This window comes from Kribbella sp. VKM Ac-2566, from assembly GCF_004366005.1.
GTDB classification, from domain to species: Bacteria; Actinomycetota; Actinomycetes; order Propionibacteriales; family Kribbellaceae; genus Kribbella; species Kribbella pratensis.
Window position 1 is genome coordinate 1,295,168 of sequence record NZ_SODT01000009.1, and the last position, 25,789, is coordinate 1,320,956.

The following is a 25,789-nucleotide window of genomic DNA, read 5'->3' on the forward strand; positions in this document are numbered from 1 at the left end:
TGCACTCCACAATGCGCGATCCCCGTAGCCAGCCTTAGTCTGAGCCGTAGGCTGGTCCCATGCGGTACGACCTCGACGATCTCCGGCTGTTCACCCATATCGCTGCAGAGGGCTCGATCACCGGCGGCGCGCGCCTGATGCACCTCAGCCTGCCTTCGGCGAGCGCGCGGGTCAGAGCGCTCGAAGCGCAGGCGGGCGTACCTCTGCTCGTGCGTGAGCGCCGTGGTGTCCGCCTGACTCCGGCCGGCGCCACGCTGGCCCGGCACGCCCGCGAGGTCCTAGCCGAGACCACCCGCCTGGACAGCGCGGTCGCGTCGTATGCCGTGTCGCGGTCAGCGCCGATCCGCCTCGTCGCGGGCGGGTCCGCGATGCACCAGCTCGTCCCCGCCGCCCTCGCCACGTTCCTCCGCGACCATCCGGAGTACGACGTGAACGTGAGCGAGCGCCGTACGATCCGCAGCGTCCGCCTGCTCGCGGCCGGTGAGGCGGATCTCGGCGTGATCCTCGACGACGAGCCGACCCCGTTGCGGACCGAACCGCTGGCCGACGACTCGCTGGTCGTGATCGGCCAGGCCGGCGGCACCCTCTCCGGCCGCGCCTCGATCGCGTACGCCGAGGTTGCCGAGCATCCCCTCGTCGGTCTCGTCCCGAACTCGCCGCTCAGCCAGTGGATGGACGATCGCCTCGGACCGCACGCGCCGGCGCCGCGCTACCGCACCGTCGTACCCACCCTGCATGCCCTGATCACCTTGGCCACCGCGGGCGCAGGGCTCGCGATCGTGCCCCGTCGAGCGGTCGACGCCAGCACCGCCGTCGAGATCTGCCCGCTCCAGGACTCCTGGTCCACCCGCCGGCACTTGCTCTGTTACGCCGCGAATGCCCCCGAGCCTGCCCACCTTCTCGCGACCCACCTGCACGCAGCCGCCACCCGCTAGGACAGGCTCTGCTCGATGCCGTCCAGCAGGTAGCCCAGGCCCAGCTCGAACCGCTCCGTGGGATCGCGGTGCTCGGCGTCGTGCATCGCCTCGGACATCATCGGATAGTCGCCGGTGGCGAACATCGCGAGCAGGTGCGGCGCCATCGCGTGCTGCCATTCACGCTCGTCGAGACCGGAGGCACGTTCGGCCCGCCGCTCGCCGACCTCGGTCCGAAGCGCCCCGCGCAGATAGGTGGAGACGACCTCGACCGTGCTCATGATCGAGTCGATCTCCCGCAGGCCGGCCGCCCGTAGCGCGGTCAGGGTGGCCTCGGCGTGGATAACGGCCGCCGGGCCGAAGCGCGGCCGTCCGTCGAGCAGATCGGCCAGCCACTCGTGCCGCAAGCCGGCCTCGCGGATCCCGTGCGCGTACGACCGCGCCACTTCGCGCCAGCCGGATCCGGACGGTGGCGGAATCTCGGCGTACACCGCGTCGACCATCAGGTCGAGCAGTTCGTCCTTGGTGCCGATGTAGCGGTACAGCCGCATCGGACCGGCGTCGAGTTCCGCCGCGACCTTGCGCAGCGAGACCGCGTCGAGGCCCTCGGAGTCGGCCAGCGTCACGGCGGCGCGGACGATCCGCTCCCGGCTCAGCGGGCTGGGGGCCCGCCGCTCGGGCGGCTCGGGCCGCTCCCAGATCGACGGAGTGTCTGCCACCTGTCGCACGATACATTGCCTCGTTCGATACAGTGTATATTGCCAATACAGCGTATCGAAGGGAGTTGACCATGATCGCGATCATCGGCGGCGGCCCCGGCGGGCTGACGCTCGCTCGGGTCCTGCACGTCCACGGCATCGACGCCGTCGTCTTCGAGCGGGATGCCTCCTGCCGGGCCCGGACCCAGGGCGGCATGCTCGACCTGCACGCCGACACCGGTCAGCTCGCCCTGCGTACGGCCGGGCTCGAGAGCGAGTTCCTCGCCGCGGCCCGGCGTGAGGGGCAGGACCATCGGATGCTGGATCACACCGGCAAGCTGCTTTTCCAGCAGGACACCCCGGACGATGCGCCGATGGCGCGTCCGGAGATCGACCGCGCCGACCTGCGCGACCTGCTCGTCGACTCGCTCCCGGCCGGCGCGATCAGCTGGGGCCGCGCCTTCAGCCACGCGGAGCCACGGTCGGCCGGCGGGTACGTCGTACATTTCACCGACGGCAGCCTGGTGGAGGCCGACCTGCTGGTCGGCGCCGACGGCGCGAACTCCCGGGTACGGCGGTTGCTGACCGACGCCCAACCCGAGTACGCCGGGACCATCGCGCTGCAGAGCTCCATCCACGACGCGGATCGCACCCACCCCGAACTCGCCGAGATGGTTGGCCGCGGCAACTTCTGGGTCTTCGGTCCGGACCTGCGGCTGTCCGCCCAGCGGCACGGCGACGGCAGTATCGGAGTGAGCCTGTCGCAGCAGGGCCCGGAGGACCTGGTCGACGAACGCACTGATCCTGCCCGATTGGTCGACGGCTGGGATCCCCGCTTCGGGAGGCTGGTGCAGGCCTGCGACGAACCGTTCGTGGTGCGCAAGATCGCCGTACTGCCGATCGGCCTGACCTGGCCGCGCCGGTCCGGGATCACGCTGCTCGGCGATGCCGCGCATCTGATGCCGCCGGTAGGAGAGGGAGCGAACGCGGCCATGCTGGACGGAGCCGAGCTCGCCCTCGCCATCGCCGCGCATCCGACTGACCTGGACGCCGCAGTGGCGGCCTACGAGCCGGTCATGCTGGCTCGCAGCACCGAGGCCGCGAAGCTGTCCGCGAGGGCGCTGGAGATGATTTCCGGACCGGACGCGGCCCAGAAGGTACTGCGGTTCTTCCAGCCGGACCCCGTCGACTAGCGTTTCGGGTATGAATCCGGACGAGGCGATTCCCCTGCAGGCGTTCGGTGCGTTGCTGCACAGCCAGAACCCCGGCATGGTGTGCCGGGCGTTGAACATGTACCAGGTGGCCGCGGCGTACACGCAGGTCAGTGGCGGAAACCCGCTCGAACCGATGGCCGATGAGGTGCGGCAGGTCGCCCGGGGGATCGTGGCCCGGCCGCCTGCCGATGCGGGCGCGGACGTCCCGGCCGGATTCGATCATCTGAGTGCGCTGAACGTGCTGACGACGCTGGCCGAACCGGAAGACGCCGAGCTGCTCGCGGAGGTGCTGGAGAGCACGTCGAACGACCAGATCCGCGCCGTCGCTTCGCTGGCAGCAGATACCGCGCGCCGGAAGACGACCGGCTCGTAGAGATAGCGTGCACTCATGCGCGCTTTGACAGTTGAAGAGGCCCGGCAGCGGGCGACGGGCCTGGCCCTGCGGTCGTACGAGGTCGCGTTCGACCTGACCGGTGACGGGGACACGTTCGTCACGACGAGCCGGATCCGGTTCGGCGCCACCCGCAGCACGAGCTGGGTGGACGTGAAGCCCGAGCGGCTGATCAGCGTCGAGCTCAACGGGCAGGCGCTCGATCCCGCCGCGCTCGACGGCGGCCGGTTTCCGCTCACCGGGCTGCAGGCGGAGAACGAGGTCGTCGTCACCGCCGAGCTGAAGTACTCCGCGGACGGTGAGGGCCTGGTGCGCTCGGTCGACGCGGCCGACGGTCGTGTCTACACGTACGGCATGTCCTCACTCGAGTCCGCGCCGCGGTACTTCCCGTGCTTCGACCAGCCCGACCTCAAAGCGCCGTACACCGTGACCGTGAAGTGCCCCGAGGACTGGGTGGTCCTGGGGAACGGCGCCGCCACCCGGACCGCGCCGGGGGAGTGGACGCTCGCCGAGACCAAGCCGCTGTCGACGTACTTCGTCACGCTGGTCGCCGGCCCGTACCACCAGCTCCGCGGCGAGTACGACGGAATTCCGCTCGGACTCGCCTGCCGGCAGTCGTTGAAGGAGTACCTCGACCGGGACGCCGAGGATCTGTTCCGGACCACCCGCGAGGCGTTCGACGAGTACCACCGGCTGTTCCGGCAGCGGTACCCGTTCGGCGAGTACTGGCAGGTGTTCGTCCCGGACTTCAACATGGGCGCGATGGAGAACCCGGGCTGCGTGACGTTCACCGACAGCCTCGTGTTCCGCGGGCAGGCCACCGAAGCGGAACGCAGTACCCGGGCGCGGATCGTCGTGCACGAGATGGCGCACATGTGGTTCGGCGACCTGGTCACGATGAAGTGGTGGAACGACATGTGGCTGAACGAGTCGTTCGCCGAGTACATGGCGCACCGCGTGGCCGAGGACGCGACCAGCTACCAAGGCAACTGGGTCGATTTCGCGTTCGTCCGCAAGTGGTGGGGGCTGCACACGGATCAGAGCAGCTCGACCCATCCGGTCGCGCCGGACAGCCTGAAGGACGCGCGGCAATCGCTGGACGACTTCGACGGGATCTCGTACGCGAAGGGCGCGGCGGTCCTCAAGCAGCTGGCGAAGTACCTCGGTGACGACGTGTTTCTCAAGGGCGTGAACGCGCACTTGGAGGCGCACGAGTACGGGAACGCGGATCTGCACGAGTTCATCGCGAAGCTCACCGAGGCGGGGGCGCGGGACCTCGACACTTGGTCCGGCCAATGGTTGCGGACTGCCGGGCTGGACACGATCACCGTCGAGCGGACCGGCGCCGCGGTCGTGCTGCACCGGAGCAGCCCGGACGCGTCCCGCCGCCTGCACAAGCTGAGCGTCGGCGCGTACGACGCCGACGGATCAGCCGCATCGGTCGACGCGGTGATCGCTGACGACTCGGTAGAGGTTGTGCTGGGCAACGATGCCGGCGTGCTGGTGCCGGATGCGGGGGATGACACCTGGGCGAAGATCCGGCTGGATGCGACCAGCCTCGCCAACCTTCCCGCGGTGCTGCCCGCGATCGCGGACGGCACGACGCGGGCGGTGATCTGGAACTCGATCCGGGACGCGGTCGCGGACGCCGAGCTCGATCCCCGGCAGGCGCTGGAACTGTTCACGGTCGCCTTGCCGAACGAGGACAGCGACGTCGCTGTCGGCTCCCTCGTTCAGTGGCTCGACGTTCGTGTCCTCGGTCGTTATCTGGACTACGACCGGTACCACGGTCTCGCGGCCGAGGCGCTGCGCGACAAGCTGGCGAGGACAGCTCCGGGCAGCAGCCTGCAACTGGCGACCGCGCGAGGACTGATCGCGACCACGGACGACGCCGACCTGCTGGCCTCCTGGCTCCAGGATGCCGGCGGTCCGGACGGGCTGGAGATCGACGCAGACCTCCGCTGGGCCTTGGTCCTGCGGCTGGTGCGACTCGGGCCCTACGGCTCAGCGGAGATCGACGCCGAACTCACGCGCGACGGGTCCAGCGAAGGTGTCAACCAGGCCGCTCGCTGCCGCGCCGCCCTGTCCGACGGCAAGGAGGCAGCCTGGACGCGGATCATGACGGACCCGACCGTCGGCGTGAAGGAGCTGCTGGCCGCGGCCGAGGGGTTCTGGCACCCGGCGCAGGCCGCCGTCACCGCGCCGTACGCCCGCCGGTTCTTCACCGACATCCCGCACACCGGCGAGATCCGCTCCGGAATGGTCCTCGGACTCACCGCGCACCGGATGGCACCACGCTTCGTCGTGGATCCGGATCTCATCGCCCCGGCCGAGGCCCTGATCGCGGACGAGACCGTGGTGTCCGGCATCCGGCGCCAGACCGCCGACTTCCTCGACGACCTGCGCCGGGCGCTGGCGGTACGCCGTACGTTCGGCTGAGGGTGACGTCAGCGCACGGTGAGGTGTTCCGCGACGGCCTTGCGGGCCTGATGGATGCGGGCCTTGACGGTGCCGAGCGGGACGTCGAGCTCGTCGGCGATCTCGGCGTACGACAGCGCGCCGAGATCGCGCAGGACCAGCGGCTGGACCAGCTGCGGGTGGTGGGACTCCAGGGCCTCCAGGGCCTCGAGCAGGTCGAGGCGGGAGCCGGCGATGACCGAGGTGGTGCGCGGGTCGACCGACTCCGGCATGACCTCGGCGGACTGCTCGACCGCGCGGCGCTTCAGCGACCGGTAGGTCTGCCGGGCCTGGTTGGTGGCCACGATCGTCACCCAGCCCGCGAAGCTGCCGGTGCCCTTGAAGGTGTGCACCTTGTTCACCACCTGCAGCAGGGTGTCCTGGACCGCCTCCTCGGCGTCCTCCCGGTACGGCAGGAACTTGGCCACCCGCCGCTGCACCTGCGGCCGGATCATCTGCAGGAGTTGTGGCAGGACGGTCTGGTCTCCTGCCGCCGCCCGAGCCGCCAGTTCTTCCAGCTCGTCGTTCATCGTCCCCCAGTGTCACCGTTGAGCTTGGTTGTGACCGACAATAGCCGGGATGGATGTCATCGGGCGTTACCGGTTACGGGACAAGATCGGCGCGGGCGCGTTCGCGACCGTCTGGCGGGGGTACGACGACGACCTGGACGTCGACGTGGCCGTCAAGGTTCTCGCGGACAACTGGGCGTCTCGCGCGGACGTACGCGAACGCTTCCTGTCGGAGGCGCGGTTGATGCGGCGGATCTCCAGCGACCGCGTGGTCCGGGTGTTCGACCTGGGCAAGCTCCCGGACGGGCGTCCGTACTTCGTGATGGACTACGTCGGCGGCGGCACGCTGGGCGACGTACTGCGGCAGGGGCCGCTCGACGCGGTGGACGCGCTCTGGTGGGGCGCGGACCTGGCGCGTGCGGTGGCTGCCCTGCACAGCGAGGGCGTGGTGCACCGCGACGTCACCCCGGCGAACCTGCTGCTGCGACCGGGTGACGAGGTCGGCGGCGGAACCCACCGCATCGTGCTCGCCGACCTCGGTCTGGCCAAACGTGCCGCGGAGGCGTCCGGGCTCACACAGGCCGTCGGTACGCCGTCGTACATGGCACCCGAGCAGGGCCGCGGCGACGGAGGATTCGACGAGCGGGCGGACATCTACGCGGTCGGCGCGGTCACGTACGCACTCGTCACCGGGCATCCGCCGTACTCCGCCGGCTCGATCGGCGACGTACTGAACCGGGACCCGGACCTCGCGCCGCCGAGCCTGCGTTCGGTGCTGCACGACTCGGTCGGGCAGCTCGACGACATCTTCGCGCGGGCGCTGGCGTACCGCGTCACCGATCGCTGGGAGCGCGCGGACACGTTGGCCGAACGCCTGGAGGCAGAGGCGTACCGGCTGGAGCAGGAGGCCCCGTTCCGTGCGGCCGAGCGCACCGCGATCACTGACGAGGACCTGGACACGACCGTCGCGACCGATCCACCGGTACGGCGACGCCGTCGGAGGCGCGCGTGGTTCCTGCTCGCCCTGCCCGTGGTGTTCGTGGCCGCGGGTGCCGGCGGATGGTTCCTCTTCGGACGATGACTGCATAGAGTAGTCATATGGCTACTTACTGCAGTCTTGCGGTGGTTCTTGCCTTGCTCGCTCCGACCAGTCCGCCGGTTGCCACCTATGCCTGCCGCGCCGACACCAAGTTCGGCCGGCACACCATCTCGGTGCGGCAGGCCGTGGACGCCCAGGCGCCGGCCGCCGTCCCCGCCAACACCCGCTTCACCATCGCCGTCCACCTGCAACCTGGAACGCTCCCGGGCGAGGTCAAGGGCTTCAAGCTCAAGGAGGTCCGCGACCTCACGCTCCGGGTCCCGATCCCGCCGAACTCGTCCTACGTCAGCGCCCACCTCGACGGCGGCTCCGGCCTGAACTCCACCCCGACCGTGCAGCTCGAGGGAAACGCCGCCGTCATCAAGGTCGCCGGCCCGATCCCCGGCGGCGCGAACTTCCAGCTGCCGACCCTCAGCGTCCGCCTGAAGTCCGGCCGCCCCGGCACCACCATCGAAACCAAGCTCAAAGGCACCAGCTACGACGACCCCGGCCTCACCTTCCAGGCCACGATCAAGTGGAAGTTCGTCACCACCACAGCCCCGGTAGCCTGCTACCCCGACCCGAACCCGACCCTGACCCGCACGGTGGTGAGGTGACCCGTGCAACGTGTCAGAAGCGGCCCTCCCCCAATGGGAACGGATAACCTGTCGCGTGCAGGGGGTCTGTGACTGGGGAATCCTGCTGAACGTTCCAGGTGCATTGCATTCCCCACTCCCGCGGACCAGACCCGGACCGGGGAGTGCCCACCCGAAACGAGCAGCCCGCGCATCGAGCAGGAGAGCCGGTTCACCGGCGCCTTCGCCGGCCCCGCGGCCCGGCGCCGGATCTGGGGTGGATCTTCCCCCCAAATCGGGACAAGACCCTCCCCAAGTCACCTCCACCCGGCCTCACGCCGCTTCCCGGAACGTTTCGTCACCGGCTGGCGTTTTTGTTCCGCAAACCACCACCCAACGGATCGTCACAAGCGCCGGATAACCGGGTCTGTTGGTCCGCGCGCTACGTCAGTAGGTGACCGTGATCCGTTCCGCGGCTGGGTCGACGTGGATCTGGCCGCCGTACGGGAGGACTTGCTGGGGGTCGGTGTGGCCGATGTCGAGGCCCTTCACGACGACCGCGTTCGGGTTGTACTCCGCTAGCGCGCGGTCGACCGCCAGGTACTGGCCGGCGACGTAGGCGACCGACTCCTCCGGCGTGAGGACCTGATCGAGTGACGTGGACTTCGGACGGCCCCAGAGGACTGCGTCGAAGCGTTCGAGCAGGCCGCGTTCGCCGAAGTTGCGGAGGATGCGGTAGACCGTCTCGGACGACGGCATCTCCTCGCTCGTCTCGCCGAACAGCACACCGCCGTACGACTCGGTCGGAAGCATCCAGCGGTTGGCGGACAGTTGCCAGTCGAGGATCTCGATGCAACCGCCCCAGAGCTTTCCGCTGACCGCCCGCGATCCGCTCCAGGTCCAGCCGGTGCCGGGGAACAGTGGCGGTTCGGTCTCCAGGTTCTCCGGGACGTTCCAGTCGTGGTCGTGGTCGGTCCAGGCCTTCGCAGGTGTCAGCTCGAACTCGCCGCCGGTGAACATCGCCGCCCGCAGCGACCGCTCGGTGTCCGGGTGCATCGCGCCGCCGCGCCCGAACTGCACCATCACACTGCCGCCGTGGAAACCCGGCAACCCCAACGAATACAGGAAGTTCAGCAGGTTCGTGTTGTCGCTGTACCCGAAGAACGGCTTCGGGTCCGCCTGGAACACCGCCGGATCCAGATGCTTCAGCACGGTGATCTGGTCCTCGCCGCCGATCGACGCGAACACCGCGCGGATCGACGGGTCGGACCAGGCCGCGTGCAGATCCGCGGCCCGCTCCTCCGGAGTGCTCGCGAGCTTCCGGGTGGTCGGGTACTCGACCGGCTCCAGCCCGAAGTCGTCGCGCAGCCGACGCAGCCCCAGCTCGTACGGCCCGGGAAAGATCTCCGGCAGTCCCCGGGACGGCGAGACGATCGCGACCCGGTCACCTGGCTTCAGCACTCAGACCCCGATCGGATGCCAGACGGTCTTCAGTTCGAGGTACTGCGTGAGGCGGGACAGGCCCTGGTCCGCGGACCAGTCCTCCTCGGCGGGACGGCGTACCCGCTTGAGGTTTCCGGCGGCGGCGATCTCAAGGTCGCGGGCCTCGTCGTCGGACGTGATGCCGCACAGGTCGATCGCGTTGACGTCGTCGTGCGACGCCAGCCACGGCCCGATCTCGGACGCCGACCCGGTGAGGAGGTTGACCACACCACCGGGTACGTCGGAGGTCGCCATCACCTCGCCCAGCGTCACGGCCGGCAACGGGCGCTCGTACGACGAGACAGCGACGACCGTGTTGCCGGAGACGATCGCAGGCGCGATCACACTGGTCAGGCCGAGCAGGCTGGAGTCCTGCGGAGCGAGCACCGCGACCACGCCGGTTGCCTCGGGCAACGAGAAGTCGAAGTACGGTCCCGCGACCGGGTTCGAAGAGCCGACCACCTGGGCGAGCTTGTCGGCCCACCCGGCGTACCAGACCCAGCGGTCGATCGACGCGTCGACGACCGCCCGAGCCTTCGAGATCGACAGGCCTTCACCAGCGGCGACCTCGGCGCTGAACTGCTGGTGCCGGCCCTCCATCACCTCGGCGATCCGGTACAGCACCTGACCGCGGTTGTACGCCGTCCGCGCGTGCCAGCCGCCGAACGCCTTGCGGGCCGCGACGACCGCGTCCCGGGCGTCCTTGCGGGAGGCCTGCGACGCGTTCGCCAGGAACTTGCCCTTGGCATTGTTCACGACGTACGACCGGCCGGATTCGCTGCGGGGGAAGGCGCCGCCGATGTAGAGCTTGTAGGTCTTGCGCACCTCGAGCCTTTGCGTGTCAGTGGGCAAGGTAGGCCTCCAGACCGTGGCGACCGCCCTCGCGGCCGTAGCCCGACTCCTTGTAGCCGCCGAACGGCGACGTCGGGTCGAAGCGGTTGAACGTGTTCGCCCAGACCACGCCGGCGCGCAGCTGGTTCGCCATCCAGAGGATCCGGGAACCCTTCTCGGTCCAGATCCCCGCGGACAGCCCGAACGGGGTGTTGTTCGCCTTCTCGACGGCTTCGGCCGGGGTCCGGAAGGTCAGCACCGACAGCACCGGGCCGAAGATCTCCTCGCGGGCGATCCGGTGTGCCTGCGAGACGCCGGTGAACACGGTCGGCGGGAACCAGTAGCCGTTGGCCGGCAGCTCGCACTCCGGCGACCAGCGCTCGGCGCCCTCGTCCTCGCCGATCTGCGACAGCTCACGGATCTTCGCCAGCTGCGCCGCCGAGTTGATCGCGCCGATGTCGGTGTTCTTGTCCAGCGGGTCGCCGACGCGCAGCGTCCCCATCCGGCGCTTCAGCCGCGCGAGCACCTCGTCGTACACGCTCTCCTGGACCAGCAGCCGCGAACCCGCGCAGCAGACGTGGCCCTGGTTGAAGAAGATGCCGTTGACGATGCCCTCGATGGTCTGGTCGATCGGCGCGTCCTCGAAGACGATGTTCGCCGCCTTGCCGCCGAGCTCGAGCGTGACCGCCTTGCGGGTGCCGGCCACCGACTTCGCGATCGCGCGGCCGACGTCGGTGGAGCCGGTGAACGCGACCTTGTCGACGTCCGGGTGCTCGACCAGCGCCTGACCGGTGCGGCCGGCGCCGGTGACGATGTTCACCACGCCCGGCGGCAGATCGGCCTGCTGGCAGATCTCCGCGAACGCGAGGGCAGTCAGCGGCGTGGTCTCGGCCGGCTTCAGTACGACGGTGTTGCCGGCGGCCAGTGCGGGCGCGATCTTCCACGCCAGCATCAGCATCGGGAAGTTCCACGGGATCACCTGGCCCGCGACACCCCACGGCTGCGGGTCGTCACCGACACCGGCGTACTCGAGCTTGTCGGCCCAGCCCGCGTAGTAGAAGAAGTGCGCGGCCACCAACGGGATGTCGACGTCGCGGGACTCGCGGATCGGCTTGCCGTTGTCCAGCGACTCCAGCACCGCGAGTTCACGTGAGCGCTCCTGGATCAGCCGCGCGATCCGGAACAGGTACTTCGCCCGGTCCTTGCCGCTCATCGAGCCCCAGACCCTGTCGAACGCCTTGCGGGCCGCGCGAACGGCCTTGTCGACATCCGCCGGTCCGGCCTCGCTGACCTCCGCGAGCACCTCCTCGGACGCCGGGGACACGGTCTTGAACGGCTTCCCGTCCGTGGCCTCGACGAACTGGCCGTTGACGAACAGCCCGTACGACGACTTGATGTCCACGATCGCCCGGGACTCGGGCGCGGGTGCGTACTCGAATCTGCTCATGCCTGTCAGTCCAAGGTGAAGTAGTCGGGGCCCGGGTAGTGCCCGGTGGCCAGCTTGGTGCGTTGCATCAGCAGGTCGTTCAGCAGGCTGGACGCCCCGAAGCGGAACAGCTCCGGGTCCAGCCAGTCCGGGCCGGCCGTCTCGTTGACGGTGACCAGGTACTTGATCGCGTCCTTCGCGGTCCGGATCCCGCCGGCCGGCTTGACGCCGATGTGCAGCCCGGTGGCCTCGTGGTAGTCGCGGACCGCCTCCAGCATCACCAGTGTGACGGGCAGCGTGGCCGCGGGGGACACCTTGCCGGTGGAGGTCTTGATGAAGTCCGCGCCGGCCAGCATCGCCAGCCAGGAGGCCCGCCGGACGTTGTCGTAGGTGACCAGTTCGCCGGTCTCCAGGATCACCTTCAGGTGCGCGTCGCCGGCCGCCTCGCGGATCGCGGCGATCTCGTCGAAGACCATCGCGTACCGCCCGGACAGGAAGGCGCCGCGGTCGATCACCATGTCGACCTCGTCGGCGCCGGAGGCGACCGCGTCCTTGGTGTCCTGGATCTTGATCGCGAGGCTGGAACGCCCACTGGGGAAGGCGGTTGCGACACTCGCGACGTTGATACCGGTGCCCTGCAGCTCGCGCTTCGCGGTCGCGACCAGGTCCGGGTACACACAGACCGCGGCGACCTGCGGAGCCGTCGGGTCGGCCGGGTCGGGCCGTTTCGCCTTCGCGCACAGGGCCCGCACCTTGCCCGGGGTGTCCTGTCCCTCCAGCGTGGTCAGGTCGATCATCTGGATCGCCAGGTCCAGCGCGTACTGCTTCGCGCTGGTCTTGATCGACCGGGTGCCCAGGGTGGCGGCGCGGGCCTCCGCGCCGACCTGGTCGACGCCCGGCAGCCCGAGCAGGAACCGGCGCAGCCGATCCTCGGACGAAGTCACGTCGGCCAAGCTGTCGACGCCGCTGTCGAGTGTGGTCACCCACGGCAGTCTAGTGCCGTTCCGGACTGCCGGTTACTTTGTGCGGGTGAAGTCGAAATCGCCGGAGAGCGAGCAGTACCTGTCCGCCTCGAACCGGATCACCGGGTCCATCGTGATCGTGATCGGGGCGCTCGGCCTGGTCGACATACTGCTGGAGTGGCGGACCGCGAGCGGGCTGCTGGTCGGCAGCGTCATCGGGATGTTCATCGTGCTGGCGTACGTCGGGCTGATCCGGCCGTCGGTGACCCTCAGCCCCGAGCACCTGCTGCTGCGTAACCACCTGCGCGACCACCAGATCCCGTGGTCGAAGGTGACCGGCGTCGACGTGACCGACATCCTCCGGATCCACACCGACGGCAACCGTTTACGCGCCCCCGGTGTCCAACTGGTCATGCGCGACCTTCGCAAGCAACGGGTCGGCGGTCGCAAGCTCTCCGCGGACAGTTCGATCTCCAAGGCCGACTTCGTCGTCAACCGGATCGAGCACCACCAGGAGCAGTACGCCGGGAAGTCCCAGGGTGAGGTGGTGAGCGGCTGGGCGGCGCCCGAGCTGATCGTCTTCGGCGTACTGGCCGTGATCGCGGTCGTCGCCGCCGTGGTCCGCTGACCGGCGCGTGCTGACCCGGCGCGCGTTCGTCCGCACCGGCGCCGCGGCGGCGGTGGCCGGCGTCGCCGCGGTGGCCGCGCTGGAAACGGGCGTCCTGCCCGGCCGCGCCCGGGTGCACGACCTTCTCGGTCTCACCGGCCCGGACGGCGTCGTACCCGACGTACCCGCGGGCCCGGTGGTGTCCGGGAGCTTCGACTCGTTCGGCCGCCGTACGAAGGTCGGCTACAGCATCATCTATCCGGACGGGTACGACGCCTCGGCCGAGCTGCCCGTCGTCCTCGTCCTGCACGGTCGTGGGGGCGACCACACGTCGGCCGTCAACGATCTCGGCATCGACCGCTACCTGACCGCCGCGGTCCGGGCCGGTACGCCGCCGTTCGCGCTGGCAACCGTGGACGGCGGCCGGGACAGCTACTGGCATCGCCGGGCGGACGGCAACGATCCCGGGTTCATGCTCGACCAGGAGTTCCTTCCGCTGCTGACCCGTCGGGGGCTGCAGACCAGCCGGTTCGGCGTCCTCGGCTGGTCGATGGGCGGGTACGGCGCCCTGCTGTGGGTCGCCCTGCACTACTGGCAGCGCCGGGTCGGCCCGTCCGCGCGAGCGGTGGCGGTCGGCGCGCTCAGCCCGGCGCTGTGGCACAGGTACGCCGACGTACAGCCGGGAGCGTTCGACGACGCCGCGGATTTCGAACGCAGCCAGGTGTTCGACCGGCCGAGCGGATTCCGCGACGTTGCCGTCCGCATCGACTGCGGCCGCGACGACCCGTTCGCCGACGCCGCCCGGGAGCTCCGCGAGCAGTTGCAGGCGTCCGGCGGGCAGCAGGCCGGCGTACACACTCCTGGCTACTGGCGGCGCATGCTCCCTGACCAGCTGCGATTTCTGGGCGAAAAAGTCGCCCGCTGAGCGGAACTGTGGCGTGAATCGCCGCGTCAGAGCCCGTGTTCAACCCTTGAGTGAACCCCTGTGCACTCAGGATTGGTCCGACAGGTCCCTAGACACATCGAGAGTGGAGCTCATGGTCAACCTCTCCCGCTACACCCTGCGTGGCATGGCCACCGTCGGTGCCCTGGCCGGCTTCGCCGCGCTGGCGCTGCCGAACGCCCAGGCCGCGCAGACCTCCAGCACGACCAAGACGGCTGCGACGGCCGCAACGGCGACGACCGCCGACCCGGCGATTCCGAACGGCCACCAGCCGATCGTCATCGGTAACCCGCCGGCTGGTGACGGCCTGACCACGAAGGCCTCGCTGACGAACGTCGTGCGCTACAACCGCCTGTACAAGACGGGGCCGATCACCCCGTCGAAGTGCAAGGAGGTCAACGTTTCGCTGCGCACCTACACCGGTGTCAACCAGTACCTCTCGCAGCTGTTCCGCTGCACCTACGCCGAGTGGGCGCTGCCGCTGAAGCAGGCCGGTGCTGCGTACAAGGTGGCCCCGACGCTGGTCGTCACCACGGCGCGCACGATCAACTCGTACTGCGGCACGGTGACCGACACCGCGTTCTTCTGCGCGTACAACGGCCGGTCCTGGATCTACATGCCGACCGCACAGATCATCAGCTTCTGGAAGTCGAGCCCGACCCTGGCGCGGGCGTACGCGACCAACACGCTGGCGCACGAGTACGGTCACCACGTCCAGTGGCTGACCGGCATCCTGAACGCGTCCTGGCAGCGTCAGCGCGCCTTCAGCACCTACGCCGCGCAGCTCGAGGAGAGCCGTCGTCGTGAGCTGCAGGCGTCCTGCCTCGGCTCGGCCAGCATCGCCGCGAACAAGCGGTACTACCCGATGAGCGGTGGCCTGTACCAGCAGTGGGTCTACGTCGTGACGAACTCCGGCGACCAGCCGGGTGGCGTCCGTGACCACGGCTCGCTGAAGAACCACCGGTTCTGGTCGTTCGCCGGCTTCAACGCCTCGCGCAGCTACGCCGTCGCGGGCAACTGCAACACCTTCAACGCAACCTCTGCCTACGTCTCCTGACGTCAGCACGTAACTCGGCCGCCCGGTACGCGTTGGCGTACCGGGCGGCTGTTTCTTTTTGGCGACACCTGCACGATCTGCGATCGTGTGGTTACTTGTTTCGGGTGCGGACGCCCTAGAGTTCTTGAGTCGAGCATCGAACGGCAGGAGTCACAGTGAACTACGACGAGTTCAACACCGAGTACGCGAAGGTGCTGGACAAGATCAAGAGCGGCCGGAGCACCTGGTCCGAGCTGTCCGGGCACGTCACCCGGCTGCGCCAGGCGACCGCGGGGATCACCGTGCCGGTGGAGCGCACCCAGGTCGACCACGACCTCGCCGCGCTGAGCCAGATGGTGGACATGTCCCGGCGTACCAACGACAAGGAGGACGTCTGGACGGTCACGTCGGACGCGATCCGCAAGGCCAGCAGCCAGGAGGGTACGGTCGCGGACCGGATCGCCCGGATCGAGGCGAGCATCAACGACATCACCGCCCTGGCCAACCGGAACCCGGACGAGCGGGACGCGCTGATGCAGTCCACCAGCACGCTCCGCATCCTGCACTCGTCGCTGCAGAGCTCCCTGCACGCCGAGGAAGCCGAAGCGGCCGCAGCCGCCCGCTGAGCTCCAGAGCCACCCGCCAGGTGTTCTGAAGCTGAGGCCTAGATACCTGCCGCGGCAGCCAGATCCGACTTGACGGCTGCCAACGCGGTCGCTGCCTGAGCGCGTGCCGCGGTGACGTCCGTCGTGACCGGGACGACCACCTCGAGATAGCACTTCAGCTTGGGCTCCGTACCCGACGGGCGCACGACCACGCGTGCGCCGTCGGACAGCGTGTACCGCAGCCCGTCCGTCGGGGGCAACGACTCCGATCCCTTGCCCAGGTCGTCGATCCGCTCGACGGCGTACGCCCCGAGAGCCGTGGGCGGTGTCGCGCGCAGCCGGTCCATCGCCTGCGCGATCAGCGACAGGTCGTCGACCCGCGCCGCCAACTGGTCGGTCGCGTGCAGTCCGTGCTTGACCGCGAGATCGTCCAGCAGGTCGAGCAGCGTGCGTCCCGCCGCCTTCGCCTGCGCGGCCAGCTGCAGCACCCGGACCAGCGTCGACACGCCGTCCTTGTCCTTCACAGCCGCCGGATCCACGCAGTACCCGAGCGCCTCCTCGTAGCCGAAGACCAGCTCCGGCACCCGCCCGATCCACTTGAACCCGGTCAGCGTCTCGACGTACCGGACGCCGTACGACGCCGCGATCTTGCCGAGCAGCGACGACGACACGATCGAGCAGGCCGCCACGCCGTCGGGGCGTGACGACAGCAGGAACTCACCGAGCAGCGCGCCGAGCTCGTCGCCGCGCAGCATCCGCCAGCCTCCCGCGGCCGACGCGTCCGGGACGGCGACCGCGCACCGGTCCGCGTCCGGATCGTTCGCCACCGCGATGTCGGCGCCCATCGAGCGCGCCAGTTCCAGCGCGGCGTCGATCGCGCCCGGCTCCTCCGGGTTCGGGAACGAGACGGTCGGGAAGTCCGGATCCGGGTCGGCCTGCGATGCGACCACCTGCGGTACGGCGAACCCCGCACGGGCGACCGCTGCCTCGACCAGGGTCCGCCCGACGCCGTGCAGCGGCGTGTAGGCCACGTTGAGATCCCGTGGTGCATCCGCCGGCACCAGCTGGGCGATCCGGTCCAGGTAGGCGTTCAGCAGGTCGTCTCCGGTCGTCTGCCAGTCGTCGCCCCGCGGTACGTCGGCCAGCGAGCCGACAGCGGCGATCGCGGCCGCGATCTCGGCGTCGGCCGGCGGCACGATCTGCGAACCGTCGCCCAGGTAAACCTTGTAGCCGTTGTCCTGCGGCGGGTTGTGCGACGCGGTCACGACCACGCCGGCCACTGCGTGCAGATGCCCGATGCCGAAGGCGACGACCGGCGTCGGGGCCGGCCGATCGAGCAGTACGGCGTCCAGGCCGGCGCCGCGCATCACGGCCGCGGTGTCCTGCGCGAACACGTCCGACTTGTGGCGGGCGTCGTACCCGATCAGGACCGGGCCGTCGGTGAGCCCCTTCGCCTTCAGGTACGCCGCGAGTCCGGCGGCGGCACGGATCACGACGACCCGGTTCATCCGGTTCGGTCCGGCGCCGACCGCACCGCGCAGACCCGCCGTACCGAACTCCAGGGTGCCGGAGAAGCGGTCGGCGAGCTCAGTGGTGTCCCCGGCGTCCAGCAGCGCCTGCAGCTCGGCGCGGGTGTCAAGGTCGGGGTCCTCGCGCAGCCAAGCTTCGGCGGCGGCCCTCAGATCATCTGTCACATGGGCACTCTAATGACCCGACGACTGACAAGGCCGTGAGCGGATGTCCGCCACGTAGTCGTCGGGTGCCCCGGCCGCCTCGGCGGCCTCGGCCAGGATGCCCAGGTAGCGGGCCGAGGGCAGGCCGCCCTCGTAGGCGTTCAGGACGTACATCCAGGCCAGTTGCTCGCCGTCCAGGGTCTGCGCCCGGACCTGGATCTTGCGGTAGATGCCCTGGTCGATCGCTTCCCACTCGTCGAGGCGCTCGACGTCCTTGGGGTGGATGTCGTAGAGCGCCACGAAGACCTGGTTGGTGGGGTCGGCCGGGTCCTCGACCACGGTGGCCATCGCGCCCTCCCAGCCGAGCTCCTCGCCGCCGAAGGTGAGGCGCCAGCCGGTGATCCAGCCGGTCCCGCGCAGGGGCGAGTACGGGCACCGCTCGGACATCAGGTTCGGGTCCAGATTCGACGCAAACGCGGCGTACAGGGTCACGGAATCAGAGGATACGGAAGAATGACCTCCCGTGGCGCGAGTTGTGATCATCGGAGGCGGTCCAGGCGGGTACGAAGCGGCCAGTGCGGCCGCCCAGCTGGGCGGGGAGGTGACGGTCGTCGATTCCGACGGGATCGGCGGTTCCGCCGTGCTCACCGACTGCGTACCGAGCAAAACCCTGATCGCCACCGCGGAGGTGATGACCGAGGTGGAGGAGGCCGGGGAGCTGGGCGTCCGGCTGGACGACGGCGACGACGACCCGGCGAACTCCGTGCGTGTCGATCTCTCCGTCGTCAACAAACGGGTGAAGGCGCTGGCCACCGCCCAGTCCGAGGGCATCGAGCGCCGGCTGGACCGCGACAAGGTCCGGATCGTCAAGGGCCGCGGCCGCCTGGACGGGCCGGAGACCGTGGTCGTCGGCGACGAGCGCCTGGACGCCGACGTGATCCTGATCGCCACTGGAGCAAGGCCTCGCATCCTCCAGGGCTCCGAGCCGGACGGCGAGCGGATCCTGACCTGGGAGCAGGTCTACGAGCTCGACGAACTGCCCGAGCGGCTGATCGTGGTCGGCTCCGGTGTCACCGGTGCGGAGTTCGCCAGCGCGTACGACGCGCTCGGCAGCGACGTCGTCCTGGTGTCGTCGCGGGACCGGGTGCTGCCCGGTGAAGACGCTGACGCGGCAGCAGTCCTCGAGGACGTGTTCAAGCGGCGCGGACTCACGGTCCTGGGCAAGTCCCGGGCCGAGTCGGTCAAGCGGCAGAGCGACGGTGTCGTGGTGACGTTGACCGACGGCCGGAAGGTCGAGGGCTCGCACGCCCTGCTCGCGGTCGGCTCGCTGCCGAACACCGACGACATGAATCTGGTCGAGTCGGGCGTGTCGCTGACCGACGGCGGCTTCGTCCAGGTCGACCGGGTCTCCCGGACCACGGCCCGCGGCGTCTACGCGGCCGGCGACTGCACCGGCGTACTGATGCTGGCCTCGGTGGCCGCCATGCAGGGTCGGATCGCGATGGCGCACGCGCTCGGCGATGCCGTCACCCCGTTGGACCAGTCAACGGTCTCCGCCAACGTCTTCACGGCCCCCGAGATCGCGACGGTCGGCCTGACCCAGGCGGTCGTCGACGCCGGCGGCAGTACGGCGATGGTCGTCAAGGTGCCGCTGGCCGACAACGCCCGCGCCAAGATGCAGGGTGTCCGCGACGGTTTCGTCAAACTCTTCTGCCTCCCCAACACCGGCATCGTCGTCGGCGGTGTGGTGGTGGCCCCGCGAGCCAGCGAACTCATCCACCCCATCTCGCTGGCCGTCGGCGCCCGCCTGACGGTCGACCAGGTGGCACAGGCCTTCACCGTCTACCCCTCGGTCTCCGGCTCGGTCGCCGAAGCCGCCCGCCGCCTGCACCTCCGCAGCTGAGCTCGATCAACTCGCCGCAACTTTGGCGGCGGAGGCTGCATCGTCTGAGGTGTGAAGAGCTACCTGAGACGAGCCTCCACCGCAGCAACGGCCGCCGTACTGCTGGGTGCACTGACCACCATCGCCCCGGTACGGCGACCGCTGCCGCGTCGGCTGCCTGCAAGATGCAGCTCCAGCCGGTGACGAGCGGCGGTGACGCGCCCAACACGACCATCACTGCCGGGACGCCACCGACCGCGAAGACCGTCGCCGGACCTCATCTGTTCTCGCCAGGAGCAGCGCGGGTCAGCTCGACCTGGCGCTGGGACGCCGGCTCGAACGACGGGTACGTCGTCCTCGGATCACGCCTGTACCAGGTGTCCTGGGGCTACGACGAGATGACCGGCGAGCTGTACAACTACCAGAATCCGGTCGGGGGCGGCTGGGACAAGTTCACGATGTTCGAACAGGCCACCTACGGCTCGCCGGCGACCCGGATCGCGCGCTACGGCCTGCGCAACGACGGCGTCCTGTTCCGCTGGACCAGCTGGAAGAACGTCCGCCAGTACGCCGGGTTCTCCGCGGTGAAGGCGATGACGCTGATCAGCGAGACCAAGACGTACGACACGTTCCTCGCCACCACGCGCGGCGGCGCGCTGTACACGATCCACATTCCCGCGGACACCCGACTGCAGCCGACCGTGAAGAAGGTCCGCACCTCGACCTGGCAGGGCTTCGAGACACTCGTGGCCGAGCGCTGCGGCACGCAGAGCACGTTGCTCACGGCAATCGACAAGGACACCGGCAGCGCCTACCTGTACGCCGTCGGGCACGCGAACGGCACGTCGACCGTGATCCAGGGCCTCGGCAAGGTCTCCGGCACCTTCAAGGACCCCCTCGTCTCACTGTGGCGCCTCGACGGCGCACCACCTCGCAACGGCGAATAACCACTCCTGAAAGGCATTTCGATGAAACTGAACCGGGCTTCCGCAGCGGCGGCCTCCGCTCTGCTCCTCGGCGGGTTGGCCGCACTGCCGGCCGGCACCGCGACCGCAGCCGGTACCGCGACGGCTAGCGCGACCGCCGCCTGCTCGATCAACCTCGGCTCGATCACGGCCGGCGGGGACATGGCCAACGCCACGGTCACCGCGACCTCGCCGGCCACCGTCAAGCGGTCCACCGGCCCGCACATGCTCTCCCCGGGACTCGCGAAGCTCGCCTCGACCTGGACCGACTCGCTCGGCGTCGGGGCGGACTACACGGTGTACGGCGACGTGATCGTCAGCGGAACTCTGTACGCCGGCGCGTACGGCGTGGACTCCGCGGGCAAGCCGTTCACCTCGCTGAAGTCCCGCGGCGTCGGGTACATCGGCTACAAGGCGATCGAGTCCTCGTGGTACTGGGGCAAGGTCGACCGGACGGCGGACTACCGGCTGCGCGGCGACGGGGTCCTCTACCGGTACACGGGCCGGGTGGTGACGCGCTGGCCGGGCTACTCGTCGGTGAAGACGATGGCGCTGATCAGCGAGACGCCGACGTACGACACCTTCCTGGCCACGACGAACGGCGGCGCGCTCTACACGATCCACATCCCGGTCACGGGTACGCCGGTCGTCAAGAAGGTCCGCACCTCGACCTGGCAGGGCTTCGAGTACCTGGTGGCGGAGAAGTGCGGCACGCAGAGCACGCTGCTTGCCGGCATCGACAAGGACACCGGCTCGGCCTTCCTGTACGCCGTTGGTCACGCCAACGGAGCCTCGACCGTGATCAAGGGCCTGGGCAAGATGCCCGGTGACTTCAAGGACCCGGTCTACTTCCTGAACACCGCCGAGGGAAACGCCCCGCTGTTCGGCGAGTGAGAAACTCACAAAAGGAACCTTTGATGAGCCTGAAGCGCGCTTCCGCGGTCGCGGCCTCCGCCGTACTGCTGGGGTCCCTGGCAACTCTTCCCGCCACTACGGCGAGCGCATCCGCGTCCGCCGCCTGCACGATGACCGTCGGATCGATCACGGGCGGCGGTGACATCGCCAACACCGATGTCACCGCGACAGCACCGATCACCGCCAAGCGCACGGTCGGAGTCCACGTGTTCACCCCCGGAGTAGCCAAGTTCAGCGCGACCTGGACCACGCGAGTCACACCGCCGTCCGGCAAGTCCACCAGCGGTGAGCTCGTGCTCAACTCGGCGCTGTACTCGGCGTGGTACGGCACCAAGTCCGACGGGACGCCGCAGAACGGGATCAGCAACGGCAGCAAGGGCTGGCAGGGTTACCACGTCGTCCAGACCTCGGTCTACTCCGTCCCGGGCGCGCCCTACTGGAGGGCCACGTACGGCCTGCGGAACGACGGCGTGATGTACCGCTGGAGCGGCGAGTACGGCGACCTGGCCCGCTACACCGGCTTCGCGTCGGTGAAGACGATGACGCTGATCAGCCAGACCAGGACCTACGACACGTTCCTCGCGAACGCCCGCGGCGGTGCCCTGTACACGATCCGGATCGCGCGGGATCCCAAGGTGCTGCCAGTCGTGAAGAAGCTCCGCACGTCCACCTGGCAGACGTTCGAGAACCTGGTCGCCCAGAGGTGCGGCGTGCAGAGCACCCTGCTCACCGCGATCGACAAGGAGACGGGTTCGGCCTACCTGTACGCCGTAGGCCACGCAGGAGGAGCGTCGACTGTGATCAAGGGCCTCGGCAGGGTGCCCGGCACCTTCACCGACCCCGTCGACTACCTCCGGACCGACGAGGCGATCCCGCCGCTGTTCGGCGAGTGAGGACAGCACAAGGCCCCGGTGACCAGCTGGTCACCGGGGCCCTGTCGCGTTCACGCTCTAGAAGTCGCCGCCGAAGTCTCCGCCGCCGAAGTCGAAGCCGCCGCCGTCGCCACCGTCGCCACCGTCGAACGGGTTGTAGTCGCCCCCGCCGTCACCGCCGCCATCGCCTCCGCCGTCGCCGCCGAAGTCTCCGCCGCCGTCATAGCCGGCCGCGTAGTCGCCGTACCCGCCGCCGGCGAACATGCCGCCGAGCATCGTGCCGAGGAACATTCCGGTCATCACACCGCCGAGCGCGCCGAACATGCCCTGCGCGTACGGCGAGTAGGCCGGGCCGGCCTCCCAGTACGGCACCCGCTGCGGGCCGACCATGACCTTGCGGACGTCCGGCTCGGCGCCGGCGCGGACCCGCTCGGCGTCGGCCGCACAGGCCGGCACCTCGCGCTGCGCGCCACCTGGCGGCGCCCACATCACGTCGACCACGGACGGGCCGTGCTGCGGGTTGAAGAAGCACGACGGGCGACGCTGCGGCAGCGGTTCGCCGGCCACACGGGCGCGCACACAGGCAGCGGCGTACCGGCCGTCCTCGAGGATCTCGATCACGTGCTTGATCTGATCTGCCTCGGTGACCTGGCCGACGGCCTGCTTCGCGGATTCGTAGGAGTCCAGCGCGCGCTGGTAGTCCTGCCGCGCACCGTCGCCGAGGTCCTTGCCGACCATCTCCAGGTCGAGGTCCTGCAGCTCCTCGCCGAACCGCGTGATGTCCTCGTCGGCGGTCCGCTTCACCGACTCGAGCTCGGCGGCCGTGATCTCGTGCTGCTGCTTGGTCTGCAGCTGGGTCCGACGGTACGAGCGGTACGCCAGAACCGCGATCACCACCACGGCGATGATCAGGATGAATTCCATGTCGGGCCTCTCTCGGGGGCTTTGGGGAGAGCCTATCCAACCCCTCAAGACGGGCCACGCCACGCAGGGTGACGTAATCCCGGGAAAGCGGTCACCGTCGGCGCATAATCGAGAAGCGCGCCGCCCAGCGACTGTCCGTCCCCGCGCCGGAAGGCCAAATGTGGGCAACACAGCCATGGGCAAGACTGCGCGACTAGTGCCGCTCGTGCTGACGGCGGCTGCCTTGGTCCCGCTACCGCACGACCCGCCCGATCGCTCCTACCAGGAGATCCCGCTCGACGGCCCGTCCGTCCGAGCCGAGACCACACCGTTCGGCATGGTCGGCATCACCTGGCCCGCAGGCGTCCAGGGAGTGACGGCGAAGGTTCGCGTCCAACGTGACGGGCAATGGACCGATTGGCAGCCGCTGCAGATCGAGGACGATCACGGTCCCGATCCATCGGAGCCCGAAGGAATTGAGCGCGCCGGCACCGAGCCGTTGTGGGTCGGTAACGCCACGGGTGTGCAGGCGAGTGCGGTGACTGCTGCCGGGGCGGTCTCCGACGCCAAGGTGGTGCTGATCCAGCCCGGCGTGCTCGGCTCCGACTCCGAGGAGCCGGGCGGCCCGATCGAGGCGGCGTCGAGCAGGGCGCCGTACCCGATGCCGTTGATGGTGAGCCGGAAACGGTGGGGCGCGGACGAAAGGCTCCGCGCGCTGAACGGTGCCTCGTGCGTGCGGCCGAAGTACACGAAGACTGTGCTGGCGGCGTTCGTCCACCACACCGCCGATCGGAACGACTACACCCGCACGCAGGTTCCGGCGATGGTGCGGGCGATGTACGCGTACCACGTGAAGAGCCGCGGCTGGTGCGACCTCGGGTACAACTTCCTCGTCGACCGCTTCGGCCGGGTCTTCGAGGGCCGGTACGGCGGTGCGCAGCTGCCGGTGCTCGGCGCGCACACGTCGTCGTTCAACGCGAACTCGTTCGGCGTCGCGGTGATCGGAAACTTCGAGCAGACGGCACCGCCGCCGGCGATGCTGGAGTCCACGGCCCGTGTGATCGCGTGGAAACTGGACGCCAACTACCGGTCGCCGCTGGCCACGATCTTGCTCGACGGAAGCCGCCTGCACACGGTTTCCGGACACCGCGACACCAAGGCGACCGCGTGCCCGGGAACCCAGCTGTACAACAAGCTCGGCTGGCTGAAGCAGCGCGTGAACACCTTGATGAGCGGGAGTTTCTCGACCCCGATCTACGAGTACGCACGGAAACTCGGTTTCCGGAGCCTCGGCCAGCCGTTCTGGGGCGAGCACCGGACCCGGACCGGCTGGGCGACGTACTTCGGCACCCGCGACGTCTTCTACTCCGTTGCCACCGGCCCGCATTCCACGTCCGGCGCTTTCCGGACCCGGTACCGGCGGCTCGGGGCCGGCAGCGCGCGGCTCGGGCTGCCGATCACGGATGCCTATCAGGTCGCGGGCGGAGCGCGGCAGAAGTTCCAGCGTGGCTGGCTGGTCTGGGACCGGCGTGACCGTCAGGTCCATCTTGTCTACGGGAGACCATCATGAAGAAACGTGCGATCGCGCTGGTGGTGCTGTCGTCCACGGCGATCAGTGCCACCGCCCAGGCGCGCGAGGTCGTCCCGGACGCGGCGCCGGACACGACGATCAACGGGCGTGGATTCGGGCACGGCCGCGGACTGTCGCAGTACGGCGCGCAGGGTGCGGCGCTGGCCGGGAAGCCGGCGAAGCAGATCCTCGACTTCTACTACCCGGGGACGACGACCGGGAAGGCGACCGGCAGCATCAGGGTCCGGGTCAGCGCCGACACGACCGACGGCGTGCGGGTCGGTGCGGTGAGCGGGCTCGCGGTCCGCTCGCTGGCCACCGGCAAGGTGTACGCGTTGCCCAGGGCATCGACCAGGAATCAATGGTCGATCGACCCGAACGGCGAGCACGGCGCGAAGGTCAGCTCGTACGACGCGAAGACCCGGAGATGGACGCTCTACAAGACGTTCACGGGGATGGCGCAGTTCGAGGGCGCGGCCGTGATCGGGCTGGTCCTGCCGAGTGGCGCCGTACGCCGGTATCGCGGTGCGCTGCGGGCGATCGACGTGTCCGGGGCGCATCTGGACACGGTGAACGTGCTGCCGCTCGAGTACTACCTGCGGGGTGTCGTACCCCGGGAGTCGGTGTCGAGCTGGCGGCCGGCCGCGTTGCAGGCGCAGGCCGTTGCCGCCCGCACCTATTCGGTGTTCCACCGGGCCCGCGCGGCGCGGAAAGCGTATGACTTGTGCGACACCACGTCCTGCCAGGTGTACGGCGGATACGACTCGGAGGAGACGTCGACGAACAACGCGATCGCGGCGACCGCGGGACAGGTCCGGCTCTACAAGGGCAATCCGATCATCGCGGAGTTCTCCTCGTCGAACGGCGGAGCGACGGCGGCGGGCGATGCGCCGTACCAGCTCACCAAGGTGGACGGCTGGGACGCGTACCCGAAGAACGGGAACCCGAACGTGACGTGGACGGTGACCCGGACGGCCGCCGAGATGCAGGCGGTCTTCGACGTCGGCTCGATCCGGTACGTCCGCGTCCTGAAACGGACCGGCGTCGGCCCGGGCGGCGGGCGGGCGCTCACCGTCGAGGCGGCCGGGTCGCGCGGAAAACGTGTGCTGACGGCCGACCAGGTGCGGATCCGGCTGCACCTGCGGTCCGCGTGGATCAGCTTCCCGGCCCGCACGCCTTGATATACCAACTGTTCTGCTCCGAGTGCCTGATGGCTGAGGCATTGACGGGGTGTCTGTGCTCCGGCTAAACATGACATCGCTGTCAATCACCGCCCAGGAG

25 protein-coding genes are annotated in these 25,789 nt (G+C 69.3%); 16 read left to right on the forward strand and 9 right to left on the reverse strand.

What is annotated here, in order from left to right; all coding sequences use genetic code 11:
* Positions 1 to 59 precede the first annotated feature (59 nt).
* Entirely contained in the window at positions 60 to 935 is an 876-nt protein-coding gene (locus tag EV647_RS17680) for a LysR family transcriptional regulator (RefSeq protein WP_134004013.1), read from the forward strand.
* Here EV647_RS17680 and EV647_RS17685 read toward each other — a convergent pair.
* Positions 932 to 1,633: a TetR/AcrR family transcriptional regulator gene (locus tag EV647_RS17685; protein WP_166680360.1), complete on the reverse strand. Its 702-nt coding sequence runs from the start codon at positions 1,631 to 1,633 to the stop codon at positions 932 to 934. The genes EV647_RS17680 and EV647_RS17685 overlap by 4 nt on opposite strands.
* A 71-nt stretch (positions 1,634 to 1,704) precedes the next feature.
* Between EV647_RS17685 and EV647_RS17690 the strand changes: the two genes are divergently transcribed.
* Genes EV647_RS17690 through pepN form a run of 3 tightly spaced genes read left to right on the forward strand, consistent with a single transcriptional unit; the run spans position 1,705 to position 5,656 of the window.
* Positions 1,705 to 2,805 carry an NAD(P)/FAD-dependent oxidoreductase gene (locus EV647_RS17690; RefSeq protein ID WP_134004015.1) on the forward strand — a complete coding sequence of 367 codons (1,101 nt, stop codon included), beginning with the start codon at positions 1,705 to 1,707 and terminating at the stop codon, positions 2,803 to 2,805.
* A 10-nt stretch (positions 2,806 to 2,815) separates the two neighbouring features.
* A complete protein-coding gene (locus tag EV647_RS17695) occupies positions 2,816 to 3,199 on the forward strand; it encodes a hypothetical protein (RefSeq protein ID WP_134004017.1) in 384 nt (127 codons plus the stop codon).
* 15 nt (positions 3,200 to 3,214) lie between these two features.
* Positions 3,215 to 5,656 carry an aminopeptidase N gene (pepN, locus tag EV647_RS17700; RefSeq protein WP_134004019.1) on the forward strand — a complete coding sequence of 814 codons (2,442 nt, stop codon included), beginning with the start codon at positions 3,215 to 3,217 and terminating at the stop codon, positions 5,654 to 5,656.
* 8 nt (positions 5,657 to 5,664) lie between these two features.
* On the opposite strand, the gene EV647_RS17705 is transcribed toward pepN, so the two are convergent.
* Positions 5,665 to 6,204, reverse strand: a complete 540-nt coding sequence (locus EV647_RS17705; RefSeq protein ID WP_133785166.1) for an RNA polymerase sigma factor — start codon at positions 6,202 to 6,204, stop codon at positions 5,665 to 5,667.
* Positions 6,205 to 6,253: 49 nt separating this feature from the next.
* On the opposite strand from EV647_RS17705, the gene EV647_RS17710 reads away from it, so the two are divergent.
* Together EV647_RS17710 and EV647_RS17715 are read left to right on the forward strand one after the other, a co-directional pair.
* Positions 6,254 to 7,264 (forward strand): serine/threonine-protein kinase, encoded by a 1,011-nt coding sequence (locus EV647_RS17710; protein WP_134004021.1) that lies wholly within the window; start codon positions 6,254 to 6,256, stop codon positions 7,262 to 7,264.
* Between the two features lie 17 nt (positions 7,265 to 7,281).
* Positions 7,282 to 7,878, forward strand: coding sequence for a hypothetical protein (locus EV647_RS17715; protein WP_134004023.1), 597 nt, complete (start codon positions 7,282 to 7,284; stop codon positions 7,876 to 7,878).
* Positions 7,879 to 8,283: 405 nt separating this feature from the next.
* On the opposite strand, the gene EV647_RS17720 is transcribed toward EV647_RS17715, so the two are convergent.
* From EV647_RS17720 to deoC, 4 genes are read right to left on the reverse strand one after another with little or no spacing between them, the layout of a single operon-like run.
* Positions 8,284 to 9,297, reverse strand: coding sequence for a S66 peptidase family protein (locus EV647_RS17720; protein ID WP_134004025.1), 1,014 nt, complete (start codon positions 9,295 to 9,297; stop codon positions 8,284 to 8,286).
* On the reverse strand, positions 9,298 to 10,170 hold the full coding sequence (locus EV647_RS17725) for an aldehyde dehydrogenase (protein WP_131344378.1): 873 nt from the start codon (positions 10,168 to 10,170) through the stop codon (positions 9,298 to 9,300).
* Positions 10,160 to 11,596 carry an aldehyde dehydrogenase family protein gene (locus EV647_RS17730; protein WP_134004027.1) on the reverse strand — a complete coding sequence of 479 codons (1,437 nt, stop codon included), beginning with the start codon at positions 11,594 to 11,596 and terminating at the stop codon, positions 10,160 to 10,162. Before EV647_RS17730 ends, EV647_RS17725 begins: the two co-directional genes overlap by 11 nt.
* Before the next feature lie 5 nt (positions 11,597 to 11,601).
* Positions 11,602 to 12,558, reverse strand: a complete 957-nt coding sequence (gene deoC / locus EV647_RS17735) for a deoxyribose-phosphate aldolase (RefSeq protein ID WP_134004029.1) — start codon at positions 12,556 to 12,558, stop codon at positions 11,602 to 11,604.
* A 46-nt stretch (positions 12,559 to 12,604) separates the two neighbouring features.
* Between deoC and EV647_RS17740 the strand changes: the two genes are divergently transcribed.
* From EV647_RS17740 to EV647_RS17755, 4 genes are all read left to right on the forward strand, one after another.
* On the forward strand, positions 12,605 to 13,165 hold the full coding sequence (locus EV647_RS17740; protein WP_134004031.1) for a PH domain-containing protein: 561 nt from the start codon (positions 12,605 to 12,607) through the stop codon (positions 13,163 to 13,165).
* A gap of 7 nt (positions 13,166 to 13,172) precedes the next feature.
* Positions 13,173 to 14,069 carry an alpha/beta hydrolase family protein gene (locus EV647_RS17745; protein WP_238177258.1) on the forward strand — a complete coding sequence of 299 codons (897 nt, stop codon included), beginning with the start codon at positions 13,173 to 13,175 and terminating at the stop codon, positions 14,067 to 14,069.
* A gap of 112 nt (positions 14,070 to 14,181) precedes the next feature.
* Positions 14,182 to 15,144, forward strand: coding sequence for a neutral zinc metallopeptidase (locus EV647_RS17750; RefSeq protein WP_134004033.1), 963 nt, complete (start codon positions 14,182 to 14,184; stop codon positions 15,142 to 15,144).
* Positions 15,145 to 15,299: 155 nt separating this feature from the next.
* Positions 15,300 to 15,749, forward strand: coding sequence for a hypothetical protein (locus EV647_RS17755; RefSeq protein ID WP_133785185.1), 450 nt, complete (start codon positions 15,300 to 15,302; stop codon positions 15,747 to 15,749).
* A 38-nt stretch (positions 15,750 to 15,787) separates the two neighbouring features.
* On the opposite strand, the gene EV647_RS17760 is transcribed toward EV647_RS17755, so the two are convergent.
* On the reverse strand, positions 15,788 to 17,422 hold the full coding sequence (locus EV647_RS17760) for a phospho-sugar mutase (protein ID WP_134004035.1): 1,635 nt from the start codon (positions 17,420 to 17,422) through the stop codon (positions 15,788 to 15,790).
* Positions 17,423 to 17,431: 9 nt separating this feature from the next.
* Positions 17,432 to 17,893, reverse strand: a complete 462-nt coding sequence (locus EV647_RS17765; RefSeq protein WP_134004037.1) for a gamma-glutamylcyclotransferase — start codon at positions 17,891 to 17,893, stop codon at positions 17,432 to 17,434.
* A 31-nt stretch (positions 17,894 to 17,924) separates the two neighbouring features.
* Here EV647_RS17765 and EV647_RS17770 point away from each other — a divergent pair, with 31 nt between their 5' ends.
* The 4 genes from EV647_RS17770 (at position 17,925) to EV647_RS17785 (ending at position 22,056) form a co-directional block, all read left to right on the forward strand.
* Positions 17,925 to 19,304, forward strand: a complete 1,380-nt coding sequence (locus tag EV647_RS17770) for an NAD(P)H-quinone dehydrogenase (RefSeq protein ID WP_134004039.1) — start codon at positions 17,925 to 17,927, stop codon at positions 19,302 to 19,304.
* Positions 19,305 to 19,468: 164 nt separating this feature from the next.
* On the forward strand, positions 19,469 to 20,230 hold the full coding sequence (locus tag EV647_RS17775) for a hypothetical protein (RefSeq protein WP_238177259.1): 762 nt from the start codon (positions 19,469 to 19,471) through the stop codon (positions 20,228 to 20,230).
* Positions 20,231 to 20,251: 21 nt separating this feature from the next.
* Complete coding sequence (locus tag EV647_RS17780; protein WP_238177260.1) at positions 20,252 to 21,142, forward strand: hypothetical protein; 891 nt, start codon at positions 20,252 to 20,254, stop codon at positions 21,140 to 21,142.
* Positions 21,143 to 21,165: 23 nt separating this feature from the next.
* Positions 21,166 to 22,056, forward strand: coding sequence for a hypothetical protein (locus EV647_RS17785; protein ID WP_238177261.1), 891 nt, complete (start codon positions 21,166 to 21,168; stop codon positions 22,054 to 22,056).
* A gap of 57 nt (positions 22,057 to 22,113) precedes the next feature.
* Here the strand turns inward: EV647_RS17785 and EV647_RS42075 are convergent, their stop codons facing one another.
* A complete protein-coding gene (locus tag EV647_RS42075; protein WP_166680157.1) occupies positions 22,114 to 22,959 on the reverse strand; it encodes a hypothetical protein in 846 nt (281 codons plus the stop codon).
* 175 nt (positions 22,960 to 23,134) lie between these two features.
* On the opposite strand from EV647_RS42075, the gene EV647_RS17795 reads away from it, so the two are divergent.
* The gene (locus EV647_RS17795) at positions 23,135 to 24,508 is read left to right on the forward strand and encodes a peptidoglycan recognition protein (RefSeq protein ID WP_134004041.1); all 1,374 of its coding nucleotides are present in this window, start codon (positions 23,135 to 23,137) and stop codon (positions 24,506 to 24,508) included.
* The gene (locus EV647_RS17800) at positions 24,505 to 25,689 is read left to right on the forward strand and encodes a SpoIID/LytB domain-containing protein (protein ID WP_134004043.1); all 1,185 of its coding nucleotides are present in this window, start codon (positions 24,505 to 24,507) and stop codon (positions 25,687 to 25,689) included. Before EV647_RS17795 ends, EV647_RS17800 begins: the two co-directional genes overlap by 4 nt.
* The last annotated feature ends 100 nt before the right edge of the window (positions 25,690 to 25,789 follow it).